We start from the raw sequence: 23,089 nt of genomic DNA on the forward strand, positions 1-23,089 counted from the left end.
CTGCCTGTTAGAAATAACAGGCCAGGATAAGTGCTCACTAAAATAAGGATCAATGAAGATGAAAGATGTCCAGGAGGTTCGTGATCTGGCCCGCCATATCCGCATCGAGACGCTGAAAATGTTGACCGGTCTGGGATTCGGGCACTATGGCGGCAGCATGTCAGTGGTGGAAACGCTGGCGGTTCTGTATGGCGATGTCATGCGCATCGACCCGAAAAAACCAGACTGGCAGGATCGCGATTATTTCGTGTTATCCAAAGGCCATGCGGGACCGGCGCTGTATGCGACGCTGGCGCTGAAAGGCTATTTCCCGGTCAGTGAATTGCAAACGCTGAACCAGAATGGCACCCGGTTACCGAGCCATCCGGACAGGCTGCGCACCACCGGCGTCGATGCTACCACCGGTTCGCTGGGGCAGGGCGTTTCCATTGCTGCAGGCATGGCGCTTTCGCATAAACTGGCCGGTCGCAGCAACCGTGTATTCTGCATTCTTGGCGACGGCGAACTCAACGAAGGCCAGTGCTGGGAAGCCTTCCAGTTTATTGCGCACCACAATTTGCACAATCTGACGCTGTTCATCGATTACAACAAACAGCAACTCGACGGCACGCTGGATGAAGTCATTAAACCGTTTGATCTGGCCGGAAAATTCAGTGCGTTTGGTTTCGATGTTGAGACCATTAAAGGCGATGACATTGTAGCGATAAGCGAGGCGGTCACACCGGTTCGTCACGCCGAACAGCGTCCGCTGGTGGTGATACTTGACAGTATCAAAGGGCAGGGCGTGAAGTATCTCGAACAACTGGCGAACTCGCACCATCTGCGGTTAACCCCGGATGTGAAACTGGAAATCGAAAACGCTATCGCTGAGCTGGAGGCCACCCATGTTTGAAGTCTCTCTTGAATTACAAAAAGACGCGGTGGAAATGCGCAAAGTTTACGCCAATACCGTGCGTGAAAAGATTGTGGAAAATACGCCGATTATTGCGCTTGAAGCCGACCTGATGAGCTCGATGGCGATGGACGGCGTGCATAAAGATCATCCTGATCATGTGATTAACTGCGGCATTATGGAAGCCAACGTGATCGGCGTTGCAGCAGGTTTGTCGCTGACCGGTCGCGTGCCGTTTGTGCATACTTTTACCGCGTTTGCCAGCCGCCGCTGTTTCGATCAATTGTTTATGTCGCTGGATTATCAGAAGAATAACGTCAAAATTATCGCGTCAGATGCGGGCGTCAGCGCCTGTCATAACGGTGGCACGCATATGTCGTTTGAGGATATGGGCATCGTGCGCGGGCTGGCGAATTCCGTAGTCATGGAAGTGACGGATGCGGTGATGTTCCGCAATATCCTGTTGCAGCTGATGGATCTGAAAGGTTTCTATTGGGTGCGAACCATACGCAAACAGGCCACGCAGGTTTATCAGGAAGGGTCGACGTTCACCATCGGCAAAGCTAATCTGCTGCGGGACGGTACTGACGTTACGCTGATCGCCAACGGGATTATGGTCGCAGAAGCGCTGAAAGCGGCAGAAATGCTGGAGCGCGAAGGCGTGAGTGCGGCGGTCATCGATATGTTCACCCTCAAGCCGATTGATAGAGACATTATCATCAAATACGCCGCGAAAACGGGCAAAATTGTGACCTGTGAAAACCACAGTATTCACAACGGGCTGGGATCGGCGGTAGCGGAAGTGCTGGTGGAAAACCAGCCGGTGCCGATGCGCCGTGTGGGCGTGAAAGAGCGTTACGGTCAGGTAGGGACGCAGGAGTTCTTGCAGCAGGAATATGGCCTGACGGCTGAACATATTCTTGAAGCCGCGAAAACGTTGCTCTGAGATTTACCGAAAAAACGACAAAAAAACGCCGGACATTAAGCCCGGCGTTTTGCGTACAGAAGCTTTACGCTCAGAGATTCTGGCTTATTTAGCCGGAACCGCAGCTTCTGCCTGAGCAGACTGAATCGCGGTCAGTGCCACGGTATAGACGATATCGTCTACCAGTGCGCCACGGGACAGGTCGTTAACCGGTTTACGCATACCCTGCAGCATCGGCCCGATAGAGACCAGATCCGCAGAGCGCTGTACCGCTTTATACGTGGTGTTACCGGTGTTCAGGTCAGGGAAGATGAACACGGTCGCTTTACCCGCAACCGGCGAGTTTGGCGCTTTGGATTTTGCAACGTCAGCCATGATTGCGGCGTCGTATTGCAGCGGACCATCGATGATCAGGTCAGGACGTTTTTCCTGGGCCAGACGGGTCGCTTCACGCACTTTCTCGACATCGCTACCTGCGCCGGAGTTACCGGTTGAGTAGGAGATCATCGCAACGCGTGGTTCGATACCGAATGCTGCAGCGGAATCCGCAGACTGGATAGCGATTTCAGACAGTTGCTCAGCGGTTGGATCCGGGTTGATCGCACAGTCGCCGTATACCAGAACCTGGTCAGGCAGCAGCATGAAGAACACAGAAGAAACCAGTGAGCTGCCCGGTGCGGTTTTGATCAACTGCAACGGTGGACGGATGGTGTTTGCGGTGGTGTGAACAGCACCGGAAACCAGACCGTCAACGTTACCTTGTTCCAGCATCAGCGTGCCCAGAACCACGTTATCTTCCAGTTGTTCGCGCGCAACCACTTCGGTCATGCCTTTGCTTTTACGCAATTCAACCAGACGTGCCACGTATTCTTCGCGCACAACAACCGGATCAACGATTTCGATGCCTTTACCCAGCGTCACACCCTGAGCCGCTGCAACGCGTTTGATCTCGTCAGGATTACCCAACAGAACGCATTCCGCGATACCACGTTCAGCACACAGCGCTGCCGCTTTCACGGTGCGTGGCTCGTCGCCTTCTGGCAGAACGATGCGTTTACCGGCTTTACGTGCCAGTTCGGTCAGCTGATAACGGAAGGCTGGCGGAGACAGACGACGTGAACGCTCGGAGTGGGCGCTCAGGGAATTGATCCAGTCAGCATTGATGTGAGACGCCACGTACTGCTGCAGTTTCTCTACGCGCTGATGGTCATCTGCAGGAACTTCCAGGTTGAAGCTTTGCAGGCTCAGGGACGTCTGCCAGGTGTTGGTATCTACCATGAAGACTGGCAGACCGGTCTGGAAGGCGCGTTCGCACAGGCTGTTGATGCGCTCATCAATTTCGTAGCCGCCGGTCAGCAGGATCGCACCGATTTCTACGCCATTCATGGCGGCCAGACAGGCTGAAACCAGCACGTCCGGACGGTCAGCAGAAGTGACCAGCAGGGAACCCGGACGGAAATGCTCCAGCATATGAGGAATGCTGCGTGCGCAGAAAGTCACGGATTTCACGCGGCGGGTTTTAACGTCGCCTTCGTTGATGATGCGGGCGTTCAGGTGCTTGGCCATGTCGATTGCGCGGGTGGCAATCAGCTCGAAGCTCCATGGAATGCAACCCAGAACCGGCAGCGGACTGTTGGCGAACAGCTGAGTCGGGTCGATATTTGCCACGCTGGCTTTGGTTGAATCATCAAAGATTTCAGACAGATCAGGACGGGTACGACCCTGATCATCAACCGGTGCATTCAGTTTGTTAATGATAACGCCGGTGATGTTTTTATTTTTGCTGCCGCCGAAGCTGGAACGGGCCAGTTCGATACGTTCTTTGAGCTGCGCAGGAGAATCATTGCCCAGCGCCAGAACGAAGACGATTTCTGCGTTCAGGGTTTTAGCAATTTCATAGTTCAGCGCGTTGGCGAACTGGTGTTTACGGGTAGGCACTAAACCTTCCACCAGCACCACTTCTGCGTCTTTGGTATTTTCATGGTAACGCGCGATGATCTCTTCCATCAGCACGTCCTGCTGGTTGGAGCTCAGCAGCGTTTCAACGTGGCTCATTTTCAGCGGTTCAGCTGCAGTCACGGTAGAGTTAGCACGAATGATGGTGGTGGTCTGGTCAGGAGCATCGCCGCCAGCACGCGGTTGAGCGATTGGCTTGAAGATGCTCAGGCTGACGCCTTTTTGTTCCATGGCACGGATCACGCCCAGGCTGACGCTGGTCAGACCAACGCTGGTGCCTGTAGGGATCAACATAATTGTACGGGACACGGCTAAACCTCTTTAACGGTTGCCAGGCAGGGACATTCGCAGGTTTGTGCAAAGGGGATAATGATCAGCATAAGCGCGATGATTATCCTGCGCGGTGCGTCCAAACGGGCGGCGTTTGCCTTTGAGTGAAAAATTGCCCGCATGACGCGGGCAGTCTTGAATCGATTATGCAGTCAGACGCGCGGCGTCTTGTGCAATCACCAGCTCTTCGTTGGTCGGGATGACCAGAGCGGTGCGGGTGCCTTCTTTATTGATCGCGCCGGATTTGCCGAAACGGGCAGCCAGGTTGCGTTCGTGGTCAACTTCAAAGCCCAGCAGGCCCAGTTTAGCCAGAGACAGTTCGCGAACCATTGCGGCGTTTTCACCGATGCCGCCAGTGAATACCACGGCGTCGAGACGGCCTTCCATCAGTGAAGTATACGCACCGATGTATTTCGCCAGACGATGGCAGAACACGTCCATTGCACGTTTTGCATCCGCTTTGGTGGTGTAGTTGTCTTCCACATAACGGCAGTCGCTGGTGACTTCGGTCAGACCCAGCAGGCCAGATTCTTTGGTCAGCATTTTGTTGATTTGATCAACACTCATGCCCAGAGAATCATGCAGATGGAAGATGATAGCCGGGTCGATGTCACCGCTACGCGTACCCATCACCAGACCTTCCAGCGGGGTCAGACCCATGGAAGTGTCTACACATTTACCGTTACGGATGGCGCTGACAGAACCGCCGTTACCCAGGTGGCAAGTGATCAGATTCACTTCTTCCACTGGCTTGTTCAGCATTTTTGCGGCTTCCTGAGTCACATAGAAGTGACTGGTGCCGTGTGCGCCGTAACGACGGACATGGTGATCTTTATACAGGCTGTACGGCAGGGCGTAGAGATAAGACTCTTCCGGCATGGTCTGATGGAAAGCGGTGTCGAAAACGGCAACGTTTTTATCAGCCAGTTTAGGGAAAGATTTCAGCGCTTCATCGATACCGATCAGGTGAGCCGGGTTATGCAGCGGTGCAAACGGGATAGATTCTTTGATACCTTCGATGACAGCGTCGTTGATCAGCATGGACTTGGTCAGCTTTTCGCCGCCATGAACGATGCGGTGGCCGATTGCAACCAGCTCTGCGGACAGCTCAGGTTTTTTGCTCAGAATGTTGTTAACGATAAACTTCAGCGCTTCACTGTGTGCGGCACCCGCACCTAAAGCGGCTTCTTCTTTGCCACCGTCCATTTTCCATTTAATGCGTGCTTCTGGCAGATGGAAACATTCGGCTAAACCTGAAATGTGTTCTTCGCCATTTGCAGCATCAATGATGGCAAACTTAAGGGAAGAACTACCACAGTTAAGAACCAGTACAAGCTTACTCGACATGGAAGTACCTATTTATTGTTGGTGCTGTTTAAGAAAAACAATACACGTGGTTAATAAATCGTCAATCTGACATCAAGCGTAGCGCATAATGGCGGTGACAATTATGATTAACATCATGCCGGAGAGCCAAAACCGGCATGATGATGAAAAAGCTGGAGAATCGCCGGGCTCTGGTTGTTCAAGCCCTCTGATAACAGGGGAATAATCTGTGCACGGGCACAAAGTATCTCTGTTATGCGCCTTCAGGATGTTACTAATCAGTAAAAACACTAACAAAAAATACAATAACTAATTACAAAACCACCCAGAGCAAGGCACTATGCTTAATATAGGGAGCAAACATTGCAAATTACCGTTTGTATCCCAACTTTATTATGATGTCGTTGCCTGAGAGGGTTGCGAGGCTGCGATAGAATACCGACAGTGTCAGTAAAAACAAAATATATTTTATCGTGGTAAACTCCAGTTTGTGTTTTACAACTATTTTTTAAATTTTATACGTGAAGTTGAGGTGCAAAGATGACGAGTAAGCCAACAGGCTCCGTAAGCTGGTTTCAGATCTTCCAGCGCGGACAGCACTATATGAAGACATGGCCGTCAGATAAGCGCCTGGCTCCTATGTTTCCGGAGAACCGCATCTCTACGGCCACCCGTTTTGCCGTGCGTATTATGCCGCCGGTGGCGGTATTTACCCTGACGTGGCAAATTGCCCTCGGTGGTCAGCTCGGGCTGGCGGTAGCTACAGCGATTTTTGCCTGCAGTTTGCCAATGCAGGGCTTGTGGTGGCTCGGTCGCCGTTCCGTGACGCCTCTGCCTCCTGGTTTACTCGGCTGGTTCCATGATGTGCGCAATAAGCTTGCAGAAGCCGGGCAAGCGCTGGCACCGATTGAAGGCACCCCGACCTATCAGTCTTTAGCTGACGTGCTTAAACGCGCGTTCAAGCAACTCGATAAAACATTTTTAGACGATCTGTAAGCCTGATTTCCCCACTGACCCTGTCAGCCATCATCTATAGTCTTTCATGAGTTGCATGACACCGGAGGAAAGTCCCCTCCGGTGATTATTTCAGATGAGATCCCGACTCAAATCAAAGAATGGTGTGCTTGCGATTTCGCAGAACTTTGCGCTATGCCATGCTTTGCTCATTATGCAGACATGAGGATTTTCACGATGGAAATGACTAACGCTCAACGCCTGATTTTATCGAATCAATACAAAATGATGACCATGCTGGATCCCGATAATGCGGAACGGTATCGCCGGTTACAGACGGTAATTGAACGCGGTTTTGGTTTGCAAATGCGCGAGCTGGACAGAGATTTCGGTGAGCTGCCGGAAGAAACCTGTCGCACAGTGATTAATATTATGGAAATGCACCATGCCATGCAGGTGTCATGGACCAATCTGAAAGATACACAGGATTTGGATCGTCGCCGTATTGATTTCCTTGGTTTCGATGCCGCCACTGAATCCCGTTATTTAAGCTATGTTCGTTTTATGGTGAATACCGAAGGGCGTTACACTGACTTCGATGCAGGCACGCATGGCTTTAACTCGCAGACCAAAATGTGGGATAAATACCAGCGTATGCTGGCGGTATGGCAATCGTGCCCGCGTCAGTACCATCTGAGTGCGGTAGAGATCGCGCAAATCATTAATGCTTAATGCGAAATAACCAAAGGGGAATTGCCTGTGGAGTGCAAAGGTTTCTTGTTCGACCTTGATGGGACGTTAGTGGATTCATTACCGGCAGTTGAGCGTTCATGGATTAACTGGGCGCTCAGTTGGGGAGTCAATCCTCAGGATGTTCTGGCGTTTATTCACGGCAAACAGGCGATTACTTCCTTACGTCATTTCATGGAAGGCGAAAGTGAAGAAACAATTCAGAAAGAGTTTATAAAACTGGAACAAATCGAGGCGACCGACACCGAAGGCGTCACTGCGCTTCCCGGCGCGCATTTACTGTTAAGCGAGCTCAACCGCCAGAACATTCCCTGGGCGATTGTGACCTCCGGTTCGATGCCTGTCGCCAGTGCCCGCCATAAAGCGGCGCATCTGCCAGAGCCCGAAGTATTTATCACTGCCGAGCAGGTGAAACACGGCAAACCTCAACCGGATGCCTATCTGCTTGGCGCAGAACGCTTAGGCCTGGCCCCGGAAGATTGTGTGGTTGTCGAAGATGCCGCTGCCGGTGTAATGGCAGGTCTGGCTGCGGGCTGCAAAGTCATTGCGGTTAATGCGCCTGATGACACTCCGGGCATTGAAAACGTTGATTTTGACCTGTCGACGCTGGAAATTCTGCTGGTCAGCAGTTCCGACGAAGGCGTAAAAGTCAGCTTGCGTTAAGTACAGAAAAAACACAGTTTCCTTCTTTAAATTGATATAAACCTCGCTTATGCGGGGTTTTTTTATGCCATTCTGATACCCGTCCTGCCTCTCAATCTCAACGCAAACGGAGTGTGTTTTGACCGGTGAATTATTTTGGGTAGTCACGTTACTTGTTATTGCTATGGTGCTGTTCGCACGCAATACGCTGCGAATGGATATTGTGGCGTTGCTGGTGATCATTGCCTTCGTGCTAAGCGGCACGCTGACCATCAATGAAGCGCTGGCGGGATTCAGTGATCCCAACGTGATTCTGATTGCTGCCCTGTTTGTCGTCGGGCATGGTCTGGTGAGAACCGGTGTGGCCTATCAGGTTGGCGACTGGCTGATGAAAGTCGCCGGTAACAGTGAAACACGGATGCTGGTTTTGCTGATGCTCACGGTGGCCGGTCTCGGTGCTTTTATGAGCTCCACCGGTGTGGTCGCGATCTTCATTCCTGTTGTCATCAGCGTTTCTGCCCGCATGAAAACCTCTCCCGCACGGCTGATGATGCCACTGAGTTTCGCCGGGCTTATCAGCGGCATGATGACGCTGGTTGCGACACCGCCGAATATGGTGGTTAACAGTGAATTACTGCGTGAAGGATTTGATGGTTTTGGTTTCTTCGGGGTCACACCGGTCGGACTGGTCGTGCTGGTCATGGGCGTTGGCTATATGCTGATCGCCCGTCGCTGGCTCTCATCCGATAACGCTTTGCAGGATAAACAGCGCTGGAAACGCCGGACTTTTCGCGATTTGATCCGCGACTATCGTCTGACCGGCCGGGCGCGAAGGGTAACCGTCCGCCCCGGTTCTCCGCTGGTCGGACGCACGCTGGATGATTTACACCTGCGTTCGCGTTATGGCGCCAACGTGGTGGGCATTGAACGCTGGCGTAAGTTTCGCCGTGTGATGGTCAGCGCGACAGGGAATACCGAACTGTTTGCCCGCGATGTCTTGCTGATTGATATGTCCGATTCCGGCATATCATTCAGGCAGTTTTGTACCGATGAAATGCTTGAGCCGATGGTGCTACGCGGCGAGTATTTCTCTGAACAATCGAGAGATGTCGGTATGGCCGAAGTGTCGTTAATCCCTGATTCCGAGTTGTTAGGCAAAACACTGCGTGACGTGGCTTTCCGTTCGACCTACGGCCTGAACGTTGTCGGCATCCGCCGTCAGGGGGAAGCGCTCGAAGGCAGACTGGTGGATGAGGAATTACAGCTGGGCGATATGTTGCTGGTGATTGGTGACTGGAAACTTATCCGCCAGCTTCAGCAACAGATGCATGATTTCATCGTGCTAAATCTTCCCGCTGAAGTGGACGAAGTCGCGCCTGCGCTGAGCCAGGCACCTCATGCGCTGTTTTGTCTGGCGCTGATGGTCGCGCTGATGCTCACCGACGACGTGCCCAATGCGATTGCCGCCATTATCGCCTGCATTCTGATGGGCAAATTCCGCTGCATTACGATGGAAGGTGCTTATAAAGCCATTCACTGGCCTAGCCTGCTGTTAATCATCGGGATGATGCCTTTTGCGCTGGCGCTGCAAAAAACCGGCGGTGTGGCGTTGATAGTGAAGGGGTTAATGGAAGTCAGCGGCGGTTACGGCCCTTATATGATGCTGCTGAGTTTGTTCATTCTCTGCGCGGGGATCGGGCTGTTTATTTCCAATACGGCGACTGCCGTGCTGATGGCGCCAATCGCGATTGCGGCGGCGCATCAGATGGGCGTTTCGCCTTACCCGTTCACCATGATCATCGCGATTGCCGCGTCTGCTGCCTTTATGACACCGGTATCTTCACCGGTGAACACGCTGGTGATGGTGCCGGGTAACTATAAATTCGGCGACTTTATCCGCATCGGCGTGCCTTTTACGCTGATGGTGATGGTCGTCAGCGTGTTTCTGGTGCCGGTGCTTTTCCCGTTCTGATCACATCGGGGAATCGAGGCTGATCTCATCCAGTGACAAACTGAAGCTCGGAATAAAGACTTCCATAAAGTAGTCCATTTCCGGGCTTTTTCTGTCTGCCAGCGTTTTTTCCAGGCGTGCCTTTGCCAGGGTGAATTCATTGTTTCCGGCGGACAATTCCTCCAGACATTTCAGATAAGCGCACAGGGCGTCAGCCTGTTTGACCGTCAGCTTTTCATCTTCAGTGTAATAATGCTCGTCAATCAGCGGGCGGAAATCTTCCTGCAATTCCTTCGGTAACATTTCAATCAGCTTTTGCTGAGCAATTTTCTCAATCTTTTTGTATTCATGCGCAATTTGCGGATTGTAATACTTGATGGGCGTCGGCATATCGCCGGTCAGCACTTCACTGGCGTCATGATACATCGCGAGCAGGGCAACGCGTTCAGCGCTCAGATTGCCGTTAAATTTACGGTTCTTAATGACAGCTAAAGCGTGAGCCACGAAGGCAACCTGCAGGCTGTGCTCAGAGACATTCTCTGTGCGGACGTTGCGCATCAGCGGCCAGCGGCTGATCAGTTTGAGGCGGGAAAGATGGGCGAAAAAATGACTCTGATTCATAGCACTCTCAATAACAACGGTGAATGAGCGTCCATTGTGAGCAGTGCGGGGCAGTGATGTAAATAGGCGAAAGAGAAAAGGGCGCAGCCGTGGATGCTGCGCCCTGAACATTACTGGCGGTAGGTCTCGAGGAAACGGCCCAGTTTGTTGACGGCCATTTCCAGTTCGTCCACGCGCGGCAGCGTGACGATGCGGACGTGATCCGGATACGGCCAGTTAAAGGCGGTACCCTGAACCAGCAAGACTTTTTGCTGAAGCAGCAAGTCGAGCACCATTTTCTGGTCGTCATGGATGTTGAAACGTTTGGCGTCAATACGCGGGAACATATACAGCGCGCCTTTCGGCTTCACGCAGGAAACTCCCGGGATTTCATTGATCAGCTCCCATGCGCGGTCACGCTGTTCAACCAGACGTCCGCCCGGCTGAATAAACTCGCTGATGCTCTGGTATCCGCCCAATGCGGTTTGTATAGCATGTTGCATCGGCACGTTGGCACACAGACGCATAGAGGCCAGCATTTCGAGACCTTCGATATAACCTTTCGCATGTTTCTTCGGCCCGTTCAGAACCATCCAGCCCTGGCGGAATCCGGCCACGCGGTAGGTTTTTGAAAGACCGTTAAAGGTGACGGTCAGCAGATCCGGTGCCAGGGAAGCGATTGAAATATGCTGGGCTTCGTCATACAGAATTTTGTCGTAAATTTCGTCTGCGAAGATGATCAGGTTGTGCTCGCGGGCGATGTCCACGATCTGCATCAGCAATTCTTTGCTGTAGACCGCACCCGTCGGGTTGTTCGGGTTGATGATCACTATACCGCGGGTGCGCGGGGTGATTTTGTCACGGATATCGGCGATGTCCGGGAACCAGTCCGCGCCCTCGTCACACAGATAATGCACCGCGTTACCACCGGAAAGTGAAACCGCTGCAGTCCACAACGGATAGTCCGGCGCAGGCACCAGCATTTCGTCGCCGGTGTTCAGTAATGCCTGCATTGACTGAACGATGAGCTCAGAAACACCGTTGCCGATATAGATATCTTCAACCGTGATGTCGCGCATATCGCGCGCCTGATAGTGCTGCATGATCGCTTTACGGGCAGAAAACAGACCTTTGGAATCACAGTAGCCTTGCGCCGTGGGCAGATTACGGATGACATCGACCAGAATTTCGTCCGGTGCGTCAAATCCGAATGGCGCCGGGTTGCCGATGTTCAGTTTAAGGACTTTGTTACCTTCTTCTTCAAGGCGTTTTGCTTCTTTAAGCACCGGGCCGCGAATGTCATAACAGACGTTGTCCAGTTTGTGGGATTTTTCAATCGGGGACATGTAAATGAGAGCCTTTTGCAGTAAAGCCTGTTCTTCCCTGGCGACGAGCGGCCGCAGAGCAGTGCGAATGGCACAATTTACTCCCCGACAGAGGGCAAGAGAAGGGCTTTGCACCGTTTTGGTGAAAAACAGCAGTAAAGTCAACTGAGGCGGGCTTTTAACAAAGTGTTTGAATCATCATGTGGTTTTTAATTCTTATTTTTGTGTTTTATGCGTTTTTATATTTTGCAAAAGTACGCTTTGCGAACAATAAATTCACTGTTTTCGCTGGCTGCGCCGCTTTATGCGTTAATCCCATCAGAGCGAATTTTGAGCTGAACATCATGAAAACTTACCAAAGCTCGATAAATTCTGAAAAAAAATTGGGCAGTCCTGCTTTATTGATAAACATTCTTAACAAGAGTCAGTGTTATTTCGCTAATGTATAATAATTAATGCTGGATAGATGATCATGTTCTTAATGATATCTGAAAGCTATTTTATTAAAGCAGGTAAATGCTTTAGTACCCTATATTTTAATTTGTCAGCGCAAACAAATTTTGAAGAAACTAGAAAAATCTTAATCTGGCTTTAACTATACAGGGAGGAGAAATTCCGTTATTCGCGTGACTCAATGAATTTGTTGAATTATATTTCCACTGGCTGATTTTATTAATTAATTTGGCTTATGTTTTCAGCGCGTGAGATCGTGCGGATTTTCGGCTGTTGCAGACAGAAAGCGCACGCAGGCGGGTTATGGAAGGGTTCAGCAGGACAGACTATATTAATTAAGATGCTCTAATCATTTAGCCTTTATGTGGATTTAGAGTGGGCGAAGTTAATGCCCGCATGCTCGCAATGGCGAAAATTTTCATGCACAAATATTTCTCAATTTAGCTTATCAAATGAGTGAGTATCCGACATATCTGGTATTCTGCTTTTTGCGGGTACTTTGACGCACCATCAGGGTAGCTTGTTATTAGATTCTATAAAGTGAAGAAAAACTATGACAATTGCAAATCGTCCAATCCTCAATCTCGACCTTGACCTGTTGAGGACATTTGTAGCTGTTGCTGATTTAAATACGTTCGCTGCGGCTGCTGCTGCTGTGTGTCGTACTCAGTCGGCGGTAAGCCAACAAATGCAACGTCTAGAACAACTCGTTGGAAAAGAACTGTTTGCCAGACATGGACGCAATAAATTATTAACTGAACATGGTATTCAGTTATTGGGGTATGCACGCAAAATCCTTCGTTTCAATGATGAAGCCTGCACCTCTTTGATGTACAGCAATGTTCAGGGCGGGATAACGATTGGTGCGTCAGATGATACAGCTGACACCATTTTGCCTTTCCTGCTCAGCCGGGTGACGTCGATCTATCCTAAGTTGTCGATTGATGTCCGCGTGAAACGCAGTCCTTTCATGCTATCGATGCTTGAAAGTGAGGAAGTGGATTTGGCCATCACTACGATGACCAATACCGACCATCCGCACATCGTTCTGCGCACTTCGCCAACGCTCTGGTACTGTTCAGCGGATTTCGCTTATCCTTCAGGGGACAGCGTGCCACTGGTGGTGCTTGATGAGCCAAGCCCTTATCGTTTAATGGCGACAGAACATCTTAATCAGGCGGGGATCCCGTGGCGTATTGCGTATGTGGCTTCTACATTGTCAGCCATTCGTGCGGCAGTGCGTGCCGGTCTGGGCGTGACTGCGCGACCTATCGAAATGATGAGTCCGGAGTTACGTGTTCTGGGCGAACAGGACGGTTTACCACGACTGCCTGACACGCAATATGTGCTGTACAAAAATGCGCGTTGTGAAAATGAACTGGCCATGGCGATTTTCAATGCCGTTGAGCAGGGGAATGATCCTTATTCGCTTAGCGCTTATGGTCCGCGTCCCGTAGTGGATGATGATCAGGAGTTCCTAGCAGATTCCCAAAACTAAGATTTACTCCCAGCTTTACCTTCCGCCTCCGCTTAACGGGGCGGGGGTAAAGGCTCCTACCTCTTTTGAGGTGCAAGAGTTATACTTTTAGTGCTTCTGTTTACTATTTCGCGTAAAAGCCGTCTTTTATACCCTTATCTCTTTCCGCTATCCGTAAAGACCCCTGTCTGCAACACTCCGCGTCCACAATTAAGCGACTAAATGGCGAAAAATCCAGCACTTTTCAACGTTAAAAAATAGCATCAAATTTTTCCGTAAATCGCTTGTCGTTTTTTGAAAATCAACAAAACTTGTTAAAAGTGTGCCTTTTTATCTATCAAAATTGACAGAACTCTGACACAGATCAAAAAAATAACCCTATTAAGAGAGTGGAAGCGCTGCCTATTCCTGCGACAATAGGAAAGTACGAAAGATGTCATAACTCCCATCACAGGCTCATGCTTTACCAGAGTATTTTACTGACACGATTTAGCTTAAGTACCGGCGCATGATATGTTAATTAAATGCTATGCATGTAAACTAATGTGGAGATACTTTTGTCAAAGTTGACAAAAGGTTATAGAAAAGGGTAAAAAGCCCACAACAAATCACTGGCTTAATGCCTTGTTGAGCCGTGAACTGTGTGGTTTTTAATCCTTCCCTTGAATCGATGTGGTGCGCAAGCTGCCGACCTTACAGAGCAGATGCCAAAGTGCCACTTTTGATGAGTAAGCAATGAGTATGTCAACAGCCACTGAAGTCATCGCTCAACACTGGGCGTTCGCCGTTTTTCTTGTCGTCGCAATGGGTCTTTGTTGCCTGATGTTACTGGGCGCCGCGTTTCTTGGCGGGAGAGCCAGAGCGCGTTACAAAAACACGCCTTTTGAATCAGGTATCGCCTCTGTCGGCACTGCCCGACTGCGTCTGTCCGCCAAGTTCTATCTGGTCGCCATGTTCTTCGTCATTTTCGACGTTGAAGCCCTGTATCTGTATGCATGGTCAACATCTATTCGCGAAAGCGGCTGGACCGGATTCGTTGAAGCCACCATTTTCATTTTGGTACTGCTGGCTGGTTTGTTCTATCTGGTGCGTATTGGCGCACTCGACTGGACACCAACACGTTCGAAAGGACCTGTTAAACCAAGCCCGGCGATTAATACCAACAGTCACCCTCAGTAAGCAGTCATAGCGAGGCATTAAGATGGACTATACGCTCACCCGCATAGACCCGGACGGTGAGAACGACCGTTACCCCCTGCAATCTCAGGAGGTCGTCGGCGATCCTCTTCAGGAACAGGTTAAACGCAGCGTCTTCATGGGAAATCTCCAGGAATCACTGCATGGCATGGTGAACTGGGGTCGTAAGAATTCCCTTTGGCCGTATAACTTCGGTCTTTCATGCTGTTACGTGGAAATGGTGACGTCATTCACTGCGGTGCATGACGTTGCACGTTTTGGCGCAGAAGTTCTGCGTGCTTCACCACGTCAGGCTGACTTTATGGTGGTAGCCGGGACCTGCTTCACCAAAATGGCGCCGGTTATTCAGCGTTTGTACGATCAGATGCTGGAACCAAAATGGGTCATTTCGATGGGTGCCTGTGCGAATTCCGGCGGTATGTACGATATTTATTCTGTCGTTCAGGGCGTGGATAAATTCCTGCCTGTCGATGTGTACATCCCGGGATGTCCGCCGCGTCCGGAAGCCTATATGCAGGCTCTGTTACTGCTGCAGGAATCCATCGGCAAAGAACGTCGCCCATTGTCATGGGTTGTTGGCGATCAGGGTGTTTACCGCGCGAATATGCAGTCTGAAAAAGAGCGTAAACGTGCTGAGCGTATTGCAGTGACAAATCTGCGTTCGCCGGACGAGATTTAACACTGCGGTCTGAGAGTCAACCCTGAGGGGAGGTGTTTATGAATATCCCCCTTACGGCATAAATGACCATTTAGTGTGGTGAAAAAAATATGACAGATTTGACGACGCAAGATTCCGCCCTGCCAGCATGGCATACCCGTGATCATCTCGATGATCCGGTTATCGGCGAATTGCGTAACCGTTTTGGGCCAGAGGCCTTTACTGTTCAGGCGACCCGCACCGGAATTCCCGTGGTGTGGTTCAAACGTGAACAGTTACTGGAAGCGATTACCTTTTTACGAAAACAGCCAAAACCTTATGTCATGCTTTTCGATTTGCATGGCTTTGACGAGCGTTTACGTACTCACCGCGACGGTTTACCGGCCGCGGATTTTTCCGTTTTCTATCACCTGATCTCGGTCGAGCGTAACCGCGACATCATGATCAAAGTGGCATTGGCAGAAAACGATCTCCATGTTCCGACCATCACCAAAGTGTTCCCGAACGCTAACTGGTATGAGCGCGAAACGTGGGAAATGTTCGGTATTACCTTCGATGGCCACCCGCACCTGACGCGCATCATGATGCCGCAGACCTGGGAAGGGCACCCGCTGCGTAAAGACTATCCGGCACGCGCCACCGAGTTCGATCCTTACGAGCTGACCAAGCAGAAAGAAGAACTCGAGATGGAGTCGTTAACCTTCAAGCCTGAAGACTGGGGCATGAAGCGTGGTACCGAAAATGAGGACTTCATGTTCCTCAACCTCGGTCCTAACCACCCGTCCGCGCACGGTGCTTTCCGTATCATCCTGCAGCTTGATGGCGAAGAGATTGTCGACTGTGTTCCGGACGTTGGTTACCACCACCGTGGTGCTGAGAAAATGGGCGAACGCCAGTCCTGGCACAGCTACATTCCTTACACCGACCGTATCGAATACCTCGGCGGTTGTGTTAACGAAATGCCCTACGTGCTGGCCGTTGAAAAACTCGCCGGTATCGTGACGCCGGATCGCGTTAACACCATCCGTGTCATGCTGTCTGAACTGTTCCGTATCAACAGCCATCTGCTGTACATCTCTACGTTTATTCAGGACGTGGGCGCAATGACTCCGGTGTTCTTCGCCTTTACCGATCGTCAGAAAATCTACGATCTGGTGGAAGCGATCACCGGTTTCCGTATGCACCCGGCCTGGTTCCGTATTGGTGGCGTAGCGCATGACCTGCCGAAGGGCTGGGATCGTCTGCTGCGCGAGTTCCTTGACTGGATGCCAGCGCGTCTGGATTCCTATGTCAAAGCGGCGCTGAAAAACACCATTCTGATTGGCCGTTCAAAAGGCGTAGCTGCGTATAACGCAGACGACGCTCTGGCCTGGGGCACCACCGGTGCTGGCCTGCGCGCAACGGGTATCCCGTTCGATGTGCGCAAATGGCGTCCATACTCTGGTTACGAAAACTTTGACTTTGAAGTCCCGACAGGTGATGGCGTCAGTGACTGCTATTCCCGCGTGATGCTCAAAGTAGAAGAGCTGCGTCAGAGCTTGCGCATTCTGGAACAGTGCTACAAAAACATGCCGGAAGGCCCGTTCAAGGCGGATCACCCGCTGACCACGCCGCCACCGAAAGAGCGCACGCTGCAACACATCGAAACCCTGATCACGCACTTCCTGCAAGTGTCGTGGGGGCCGGTCATGCCTGCGCAAGAATCTTTCCAGATGGTTGAAGCAACCAAAGGGATCAACAGCTACTACCTGACCAGTGACGGCAGCACCATGAGCTACCGCACCCGTGTCCGTACGCCAAGCTTCCCGCATTTGCAGCAGATCCCGTCCGTAATCCGTGGCAGCCTGGTATCCGACCTGATCGTGTATCTGGGCAGTATCGATTTTGTAATGTCAGATGTGGACCGCTAACGATGACAGATATCAATAAAGACTCAGAAGTTCAGTACATCAACGTCAGCGAGCCCGTCGCGCCGCCGGTGTTTGTGCTGAGCGACGCTGAACGTGAAGCGATTGAGCACGAAAAACATCACTACGAGGATGCCCGTGCGGCCTCTATCGAAGCGCTGAAGATCGTGCAAAAAGCGCGTGGCTGGGTGCCTGATGGCGCTATCTACGCGATCTCCGATGTTCTGGGCATTCCTGCCAGCGACGTTGAAGGTGTGGCGACATTCTACAGCCAGATCTTCCGTCAGCCGGTGGGCCGCCATGTGATCCGTTACTGTGACAGCGTGGTGTGCCACATCACCGGTTATCAGGGGATCCAGGCTGCTCTGGAACAACAGTTGCACATCAAGCCGGGCGAAACGACCGAAGACGGACGTTTTACCCTGCTGCCGACCTGCTGCCTCGGTAACTGTGACAAAGGCCCGTCAATGATGATTGATGAGGACACGCACAGCCATCTGACGCCAGAAGCGATCGGTTCGCTACTGGAGCGCTACGCATGACCTACATTCCAAGACACATCGAACGCACGCCAGAAATGCACCCGCTGACATGGCGTATGCGTGATGATAAGCAGCCTGTCTGGATTGACGAATACCGCAGCAAAAACGGTTACGTCGGTGCAGAAAAAGCACTTAAAGGTATGGCTCAGGAAGAAATCGTCAATCTGGTAAAAGACGCTGGCCTGAAAGGGCGCGGCGGCGCAGGTTTCTCCACCGGTCTGAAGTGGAGCCTGATGCCGAAAGACGAAAGCATGAACATCCGCTATCTGCTGTGTAACGCCGATGAGATGGAACCGGGTACGTATAAAGACCGTATGCTGATGGAGCAAATGCCGCACCTGCTGGTGGAAGGCATGTTGATCTCGGCATTCGCGCTGAAATCTTATCGTGGTTACATCTTCCTGCGTGGCGAATACATCGAAGCGGCTGTGAATCTGCGTCGTGCGATTGCGGAAGCCACAGAAGCGGGCCTGCTGGGTAAAAATATTCTCGGCACCGGTTTTGATTTTGAACTGATTGTCCACACCGGCGCAGGGCGTTACATCTGCGGTGAAGAAACCGCACTGATTAACTCGCTGGAAGGCCGCCGTGCTAACCCGCGTTCCAAGCCACCGTTCCCGGCGTCTGCCGGTGCATGGGGTAAACCGACCTGTGTGAACAACGTCGAAACCTTGTGCAACGTGCCAGCTATCCTGGAGCACGGTGTGGACTGGTACAAAGGTATGTCTGCGGGCAAAAGTGAAGATGCCGGCACCAAACTGATGGGCTTCTCTGGTCGGGTAAAAAATCCTGGCGTCTGGGAGTTACCGTTTGGGACTACCGCACGTGAAATTCTCGAAGACTATGCCGGTGGTATGCGTGATGGCCTGAAATTTAAAGCCTGGCAGCCGGGCGGGGCAGGGACTGACTTCCTGACCGCCGATCATCTGGATCTGCCGATGGACTTTGCCAGCATTGGTAAAGCGGGTAGCCGTCTGGGGACCGCACTGGCGATGGCCGTCGATCATGAAATCGGTATGGTTCCGCTGGTGCGTAACCTGGAAGAGTTCTTCGCCCGTGAATCTTGCGGATGGTGTACACCGTGCCGCGATGGTCTTCCGTGGAGTGTGAAAATTCTTCGTGCGCTGGAACGTGGTGAAGGCCAGCCGGGGGATATCGAAACTCTCCTGCAGCTTTGCCGCCAGCTTGGCCCCGGCAAAACCTTCTGCGCACACGCGCCAGGTGCCGTGGAACCATTGCAGAGTGCGATTAAATATTTCCGGGAAGAGTTTGAGGCGGGTATCGCCAAACAGCATTACAACAACGCACATGCGATTGCGGGCATTCAGCCAAACAATCTGCTGAAAGAGCGCTGGTAGTGAAGGCAACAGGCAGCGGACGTGAGCCCGCTGTGCGCGAATTTCCGGAACAAGGGACGCGCTGTCGAATGATATACGCCAACCCGGCAAGAATTTTTGATTAACGCCCGTTTAGGCGGGCCACGTGGAAGCATGCTGACTATGGCTACGATTCATGTAGACGGCAAAGAATACGACGTAGACGGAGCGGACAACCTGTTACAGGCTTGCCTCTCTCTCGGCCTCGATATTCCTTATTTTTGCTGGCATCCGGCGCTGGGAAGCGTCGGCGCTTGCCGCCAATGTGCGGTTAAGCAATACCAAAACGCGGAAGACACGCGCGGTCGTCTGGTGATGTCATGTATGACACCAGCGTCTGATGGCACCTTCATTTCCATCGACGACTCTGAAGCGAAAGAATTCCGTGAAAGCGTCGTGGAATGGCTGATGACCAACCACCCGCACGACTGTCCGGTGTGTGAGGAAGGCGGTAACTGTCACCTGCAGGATATGACAGTCATGACCGGCCACAGTATGCGCCGTTACCGTTTCACCAAACGTACCCATAACAACCAGGATCTCGGTCCGTTCATCTCCCATGAAATGAACCGCTGTATCGCCTGTTACCGCTGCGTCCGCTACTACAAGGATTACGCAGATGGTACCGATCTGGGTGTTTATGGCGCGCACGACAACGTCTATTTCGGTCGTCCGGAAGATGGCCCGCTGGAAAGCGAGTTCTCCGGTAACCTGGTAGAAGTGTGTCCGACCGGCGTATTCACCGATAAAACGCACTCCGAACGCTATAACCGTAAATGGGACATGCAGTTTGCGCCAAGCATCTGTCAGCAATGTTCTGTTGGCTGTAACACCAGCCCGGGTGAGCGTTACGGTGAACTGCGTCGTATCGAAAACCGTTATAACGGTACCGTAAACCATTACTTCCTGTGCGACCGTGGTCGTTTCGGTTATGGCTACGTGAACCTGAAAGATCGTCCGAAGAAACCATTGCAGCTGCGTGGTAACGACTGGATCGAACTTAACGCTGAACAGGCGATGCAGGGCGCGGCAGACATTATCCGTCAGGCGAAGAAAACCATCGGTATCGGTTCTCCGCGCGCGAGTCTGGAAAGCAACTTTGCGTTGCGCGAACTGGTCGGCGCCGAAAACTTCTATACCGGTATCAACGCGGCAGAGCAGGGCCGTCTGCAACTGATGCTGAACGTTCTGCGCAACAGCGGTGTTCACACACCGGCGCTGCGTGAAATCGAAGAATACGATGCCGTTCTGGTACTGGGCGAAGATTTGACTCAGACCGGCGCGCGCATCGCGTTATCTGTTCGTCAGGCCGTTAAAGGCAAAGCCCGTGCGATGGCTGCGGCTCAGCGCGTAGCCGACTGGCAAATCGCCGCTGTCCAGAACATCGGTCAGCACGCCAAACATCCGCTGTTCATCACTAACGTGGACAACACCAAACTCGACGATATCGCGGCTTACAATTACCGTGCACCGGTCGATGAGCAGGCGCGTTTCGGCTTTGCTATCGCCCATGCGCTGGATAATTCTGCGCCCGCGGTCAGCGACCTTGCTGATGGCCTGAACAAGAAAATCGACGTGATCGTGCAGGCACTGACCGGTGCGCGCAAGCCGCTGATCATCACCGGTACGAGCGCCGGTTCTGATGCCATCATCGAAGCCGCTGCAAATATCGCCAAAGCCCTGAAAGTGGCTGGCAGCGATGTCGGCATTACGTTCGTGGCTTCTGCGGCAAACAGCATCGGTCTTTCGATGATTGGTGGTGGTACGCTGGACGAAGCTCTTGAATTGCTGACCCGCGGCGAAGCTGACAGCGCGATCGTGATGGAAAATGACCTATACCGTCAGGCGCCTGAAGCGAAAGTTGATGCGGCATTAGCGAATGTGCAGAACTTGCTGGTCGTTGATCATCAGCGTACGCGCATTATGGATAAAGCCAGCCTGATCCTGCCTGCGGCAAGTTTCGCAGAAAGCGACGGCACGCTGGTGAACCAGGAAGGCCGCGCACAGCGCTTCTTCCAGGTTTACGATCCGGCTTACTACGACACAACGGTTGCCATGCTGGAAAGCTGGCGCTGGATGCACTCGCTGCATTCCACCATCAACAGCCGCCATGTTGACTGGACGCAGCTGGATCACGTCATTGAAGCCTGCGTTGAAGCACTGCCACAGCTGAAAGGCATGGTAGAAGCTGCGCCAAACGCCAGCTTCCGTATCCGTGGTCAGAAACTGGCGCGTTCTCCGGCACGTTCCAGTGGTCGTACCGCCATGCGCGCAAACATCAGCGTTCATGAACCGCGTCAGCCGCAAGATAAAGACACCATGTTTGCCTTCTCAATGGAAGGGAACAACAGCCCGACAGCCAACCGCAATCAGGTGCCATTCGCCTGGGCGCCGGGCTGGAACTCACCACAAGCCTGGAACAAATTCCAGAGCGAAGTCGGCGGCAGTCTGCGCCATGGTGATCCGGGTGTGCGCTTGATTGAAGCAGGTGAGGGGACACTCGATTACTTCACCACTATTCCGGCTGCCTTTACTGCGCAGAGCGATAACTGGCGTGTTGCGCCTTATTATCACCTGTTCGGCAGCGAAGAAATGACACAGCGCTCTAAGGTGATCCAGCAACGTATGCCACAGGCGTATGTGATGGTTAACCCGGCAGATGCCGCGCAATTAGGGGTGAACGCAGGTTCTCAGGTGGAATTCACCTGTGCCGGTCAGACCCTCAGATTGCCGGTTCGTCTGAGCGAAACATTGAGTCAGGGCCAGGTTGGCCTGCCGTTGGGCTTGCCGGGCATTCCTCCGATACTGGTTGGCGCAACGGTTGAAAATCTGCGGGAGGCAGCACAATGAGCTGGTTTACACCTGTAGTCATTGATTCATTGATCGCCATTCTGAAAGCTGTCGTGATCCTGCTGGTTGTTGTGACCTGCGGGGCCTTTATGAGCTTTGGTGAGCGTCGCTTGCTGGGGCTGTTCCAGAACCGTTACGGGCCAAACCGTGTCGGCTGGGGCGGTTCCCTGCAGCTGGTCGCTGACATGATCAAGATGTTCTTTAAGGAAGACTGGGTACCTAAATTCACCGACAAAGCCATCTTTACGCTGGCACCGATGATTGCATTTACGTCCCTGCTGATCTCCTTTGCGATTGTTCCGGTCAGTCCGACCTGGTTCGCCGCAGACCTGAACATCGGCATTTTGTTCTTCCTGATGATGGCCGGTCTGACCGTCTATGCCGTGTTGTTCGCTGGCTGGTCCAGTAATAACAAATACTCGCTGCTGGGTGCGATGCGTGCGTCCGCTCAGACGCTGAGCTACGAAGTGTTCCTCGGCTTATCGCTGATGGGCGTTGTAGCGCAGGCGGGTTCTTTCAATCTGCAAGACATCGTCATTTCTCAGTCGCACATGTGGAACATCATCCCGCAGTTCTTTGGTTTCGTGACCTTTGCGATTGCCGGCGTTGCTGTTTGCCACCGTCATCCGTTTGACCAGCCGGAAGCCGAGCAGGAACTGGCCGATGGTTACCACATTGAATATTCCGGTATGAAATTCGGTCTGTTCTTCGTGGGGGAATACATCGGTATCGTGACTGTCTCTGCGCTGATCGTCACCTTGTTCTTCGGTGGCTGGCAGGGGCCGTTCCTGTATCCGGTGATCTGGTTTGCGCTGAAAACGGCGTTCTTCATGGTGATGTTCATTTTGATCCGTGCTGCTTTACCGCGTCCCCGCTACGACCAGGTGATGTCATTTGGCTGGAAAGTTTGCCTGCCATTGACCTTGCTTAATCTGCTGGCGACCGCTGCGGTCATCTTGTACAACGCGCAATAAGGGG

At 52.2% G+C, this 23,089-nt stretch carries 18 protein-coding genes; 14 read left to right on the plus strand and 4 right to left on the minus strand.

Features of this window, described 5'->3' with window-relative positions:
- The first annotated feature begins 58 nt into the window (after window positions 1-58).
- Window positions 59-892 (plus strand): transketolase, encoded by an 834-nt coding sequence (locus ACJY2G_RS07640; protein ID WP_120162071.1) that lies wholly within the window; start codon window positions 59-61, stop codon window positions 890-892.
- Window positions 885-1,838, plus strand: coding sequence for a transketolase family protein (locus ACJY2G_RS07645; RefSeq protein WP_113877042.1), 954 nt, complete (start codon window positions 885-887; stop codon window positions 1,836-1,838). Before ACJY2G_RS07640 ends, ACJY2G_RS07645 begins: the two co-directional genes overlap by 8 nt.
- A gap of 84 nt (window positions 1,839-1,922) precedes the next feature.
- Here ACJY2G_RS07645 and pta read toward each other — a convergent pair whose 3' ends face one another.
- Together pta and ackA are read right to left on the minus strand one after the other, a co-directional pair.
- Complete coding sequence (gene pta, locus ACJY2G_RS07650; RefSeq protein ID WP_181955538.1) at window positions 1,923-4,067, minus strand: phosphate acetyltransferase; 2,145 nt, start codon at window positions 4,065-4,067, stop codon at window positions 1,923-1,925.
- 180 nt (window positions 4,068-4,247) lie between these two features.
- Window positions 4,248-5,450 (minus strand): acetate kinase, encoded by a 1,203-nt coding sequence (gene ackA, locus ACJY2G_RS07655; RefSeq protein ID WP_112289913.1) that lies wholly within the window; start codon window positions 5,448-5,450, stop codon window positions 4,248-4,250.
- 519 nt (window positions 5,451-5,969) lie between these two features.
- On the opposite strand from ackA, the gene yfbV reads away from it, so the two are divergent.
- From yfbV to ACJY2G_RS07675, 4 genes are all read left to right on the plus strand, one after another.
- Window positions 5,970-6,425 carry a terminus macrodomain insulation protein YfbV gene (gene yfbV, locus ACJY2G_RS07660; RefSeq protein ID WP_112289915.1) on the plus strand — a complete coding sequence of 152 codons (456 nt, stop codon included), beginning with the start codon at window positions 5,970-5,972 and terminating at the stop codon, window positions 6,423-6,425.
- Between the two features lie 195 nt (window positions 6,426-6,620).
- Window positions 6,621-7,115, plus strand: a complete 495-nt coding sequence (locus ACJY2G_RS07665) for a YfbU family protein (RefSeq protein ID WP_013574583.1) — start codon at window positions 6,621-6,623, stop codon at window positions 7,113-7,115.
- Window positions 7,116-7,142: 27 nt separating this feature from the next.
- Window positions 7,143-7,796: a sugar phosphatase gene (locus ACJY2G_RS07670; RefSeq protein ID WP_430319272.1), complete on the plus strand. Its 654-nt coding sequence runs from the start codon at window positions 7,143-7,145 to the stop codon at window positions 7,794-7,796.
- A gap of 118 nt (window positions 7,797-7,914) precedes the next feature.
- A complete protein-coding gene (locus ACJY2G_RS07675) occupies window positions 7,915-9,747 on the plus strand; it encodes an SLC13 family permease (protein ID WP_430319271.1) in 1,833 nt (610 codons plus the stop codon).
- Here the strand turns inward: ACJY2G_RS07675 and yfbR are convergent, their stop codons facing one another.
- Together yfbR and ACJY2G_RS07685 are read right to left on the minus strand one after the other, a co-directional pair.
- A complete protein-coding gene (gene yfbR / locus ACJY2G_RS07680; RefSeq protein ID WP_112289921.1) occupies window positions 9,748-10,347 on the minus strand; it encodes a 5'-deoxynucleotidase in 600 nt (199 codons plus the stop codon). It abuts the gene before it with no gap.
- Between the two features lie 110 nt (window positions 10,348-10,457).
- Entirely contained in the window at window positions 10,458-11,672 is a 1,215-nt protein-coding gene (locus tag ACJY2G_RS07685) for a pyridoxal phosphate-dependent aminotransferase (RefSeq protein WP_112289923.1), read from the minus strand.
- A 985-nt stretch (window positions 11,673-12,657) separates the two neighbouring features.
- Here ACJY2G_RS07685 and lrhA point away from each other — a divergent pair.
- From lrhA to nuoH, 8 genes are all read left to right on the plus strand, one after another.
- Window positions 12,658-13,602, plus strand: coding sequence for a transcriptional regulator LrhA (gene lrhA / locus ACJY2G_RS07690; protein WP_120162064.1), 945 nt, complete (start codon window positions 12,658-12,660; stop codon window positions 13,600-13,602).
- Between the two features lie 714 nt (window positions 13,603-14,316).
- The gene (locus ACJY2G_RS07695; RefSeq protein WP_101076106.1) at window positions 14,317-14,760 is read left to right on the plus strand and encodes an NADH-quinone oxidoreductase subunit A; all 444 of its coding nucleotides are present in this window, start codon (window positions 14,317-14,319) and stop codon (window positions 14,758-14,760) included.
- Between the two features lie 22 nt (window positions 14,761-14,782).
- Window positions 14,783-15,457, plus strand: a complete 675-nt coding sequence (locus tag ACJY2G_RS07700; protein ID WP_013574590.1) for a NuoB/complex I 20 kDa subunit family protein — start codon at window positions 14,783-14,785, stop codon at window positions 15,455-15,457.
- A gap of 89 nt (window positions 15,458-15,546) precedes the next feature.
- The gene (nuoC, locus tag ACJY2G_RS07705) at window positions 15,547-17,346 is read left to right on the plus strand and encodes an NADH-quinone oxidoreductase subunit C/D (RefSeq protein ID WP_013574591.1); all 1,800 of its coding nucleotides are present in this window, start codon (window positions 15,547-15,549) and stop codon (window positions 17,344-17,346) included.
- A 2-nt stretch (window positions 17,347-17,348) separates the two neighbouring features.
- Window positions 17,349-17,885, plus strand: coding sequence for an NADH-quinone oxidoreductase subunit NuoE (nuoE, locus tag ACJY2G_RS07710; RefSeq protein WP_226790007.1), 537 nt, complete (start codon window positions 17,349-17,351; stop codon window positions 17,883-17,885).
- Window positions 17,882-19,243 carry an NADH-quinone oxidoreductase subunit NuoF gene (gene nuoF, locus ACJY2G_RS07715; RefSeq protein WP_112289929.1) on the plus strand — a complete coding sequence of 454 codons (1,362 nt, stop codon included), beginning with the start codon at window positions 17,882-17,884 and terminating at the stop codon, window positions 19,241-19,243. Before nuoE ends, nuoF begins: the two co-directional genes overlap by 4 nt.
- Before the next feature lie 141 nt (window positions 19,244-19,384).
- Window positions 19,385-22,111, plus strand: coding sequence for an NADH-quinone oxidoreductase subunit NuoG (gene nuoG, locus ACJY2G_RS07720; protein WP_430319270.1), 2,727 nt, complete (start codon window positions 19,385-19,387; stop codon window positions 22,109-22,111).
- The gene (gene nuoH, locus ACJY2G_RS07725; RefSeq protein ID WP_112289931.1) at window positions 22,108-23,085 is read left to right on the plus strand and encodes an NADH-quinone oxidoreductase subunit NuoH; all 978 of its coding nucleotides are present in this window, start codon (window positions 22,108-22,110) and stop codon (window positions 23,083-23,085) included. Before nuoG ends, nuoH begins: the two co-directional genes overlap by 4 nt.
- Window positions 23,086-23,089: the final 4 nt, after the last annotated feature.

The organism is Rahnella sp. ATs2 (genome assembly GCF_051851855.1).
Lineage (GTDB): Bacteria > Pseudomonadota > Gammaproteobacteria > Enterobacterales > Enterobacteriaceae > Rahnella > Rahnella variigena.

Coding starts and splice junctions, on each gene's coding strand:
- ACJY2G_RS07700 (WP_013574590.1), top strand. CDS start 14,783: ATGGACTATACGCTCACCCGCATAGACCCGGACGGTGAGAACGACCGT.
- nuoC (WP_013574591.1), top strand. CDS start 15,547: ATGACAGATTTGACGACGCAAGATTCCGCCCTGCCAGCATGGCATACC.
- ACJY2G_RS07685 (WP_112289923.1), bottom strand. CDS start 11,672: ATGTCCCCGATTGAAAAATCCCACAAACTGGACAACGTCTGTTATGAC.
- yfbR (WP_112289921.1), bottom strand. CDS start 10,347: ATGAATCAGAGTCATTTTTTCGCCCATCTTTCCCGCCTCAAACTGATC.
- yfbV (WP_112289915.1), top strand. CDS start 5,970: ATGACGAGTAAGCCAACAGGCTCCGTAAGCTGGTTTCAGATCTTCCAG.
- ACJY2G_RS07665 (WP_013574583.1), top strand. CDS start 6,621: ATGGAAATGACTAACGCTCAACGCCTGATTTTATCGAATCAATACAAA.
- nuoE (WP_226790007.1), top strand. CDS start 17,349: ATGACAGATATCAATAAAGACTCAGAAGTTCAGTACATCAACGTCAGC.
- ACJY2G_RS07645 (WP_113877042.1), top strand. CDS start 885: ATGTTTGAAGTCTCTCTTGAATTACAAAAAGACGCGGTGGAAATGCGC.
- pta (WP_181955538.1), bottom strand. CDS start 4,067: ATGTTGATCCCTACAGGCACCAGCGTTGGTCTGACCAGCGTCAGCCTG.
- ACJY2G_RS07695 (WP_101076106.1), top strand. CDS start 14,317: ATGAGTATGTCAACAGCCACTGAAGTCATCGCTCAACACTGGGCGTTC.
- nuoH (WP_112289931.1), top strand. CDS start 22,108: ATGAGCTGGTTTACACCTGTAGTCATTGATTCATTGATCGCCATTCTG.
- nuoG (WP_430319270.1), top strand. CDS start 19,385: ATGGCTACGATTCATGTAGACGGCAAAGAATACGACGTAGACGGAGCG.
- nuoF (WP_112289929.1), top strand. CDS start 17,882: ATGACCTACATTCCAAGACACATCGAACGCACGCCAGAAATGCACCCG.
- ACJY2G_RS07640 (WP_120162071.1), top strand. CDS start 59: ATGAAAGATGTCCAGGAGGTTCGTGATCTGGCCCGCCATATCCGCATC.
- lrhA (WP_120162064.1), top strand. CDS start 12,658: ATGACAATTGCAAATCGTCCAATCCTCAATCTCGACCTTGACCTGTTG.
- ackA (WP_112289913.1), bottom strand. CDS start 5,450: ATGTCGAGTAAGCTTGTACTGGTTCTTAACTGTGGTAGTTCTTCCCTT.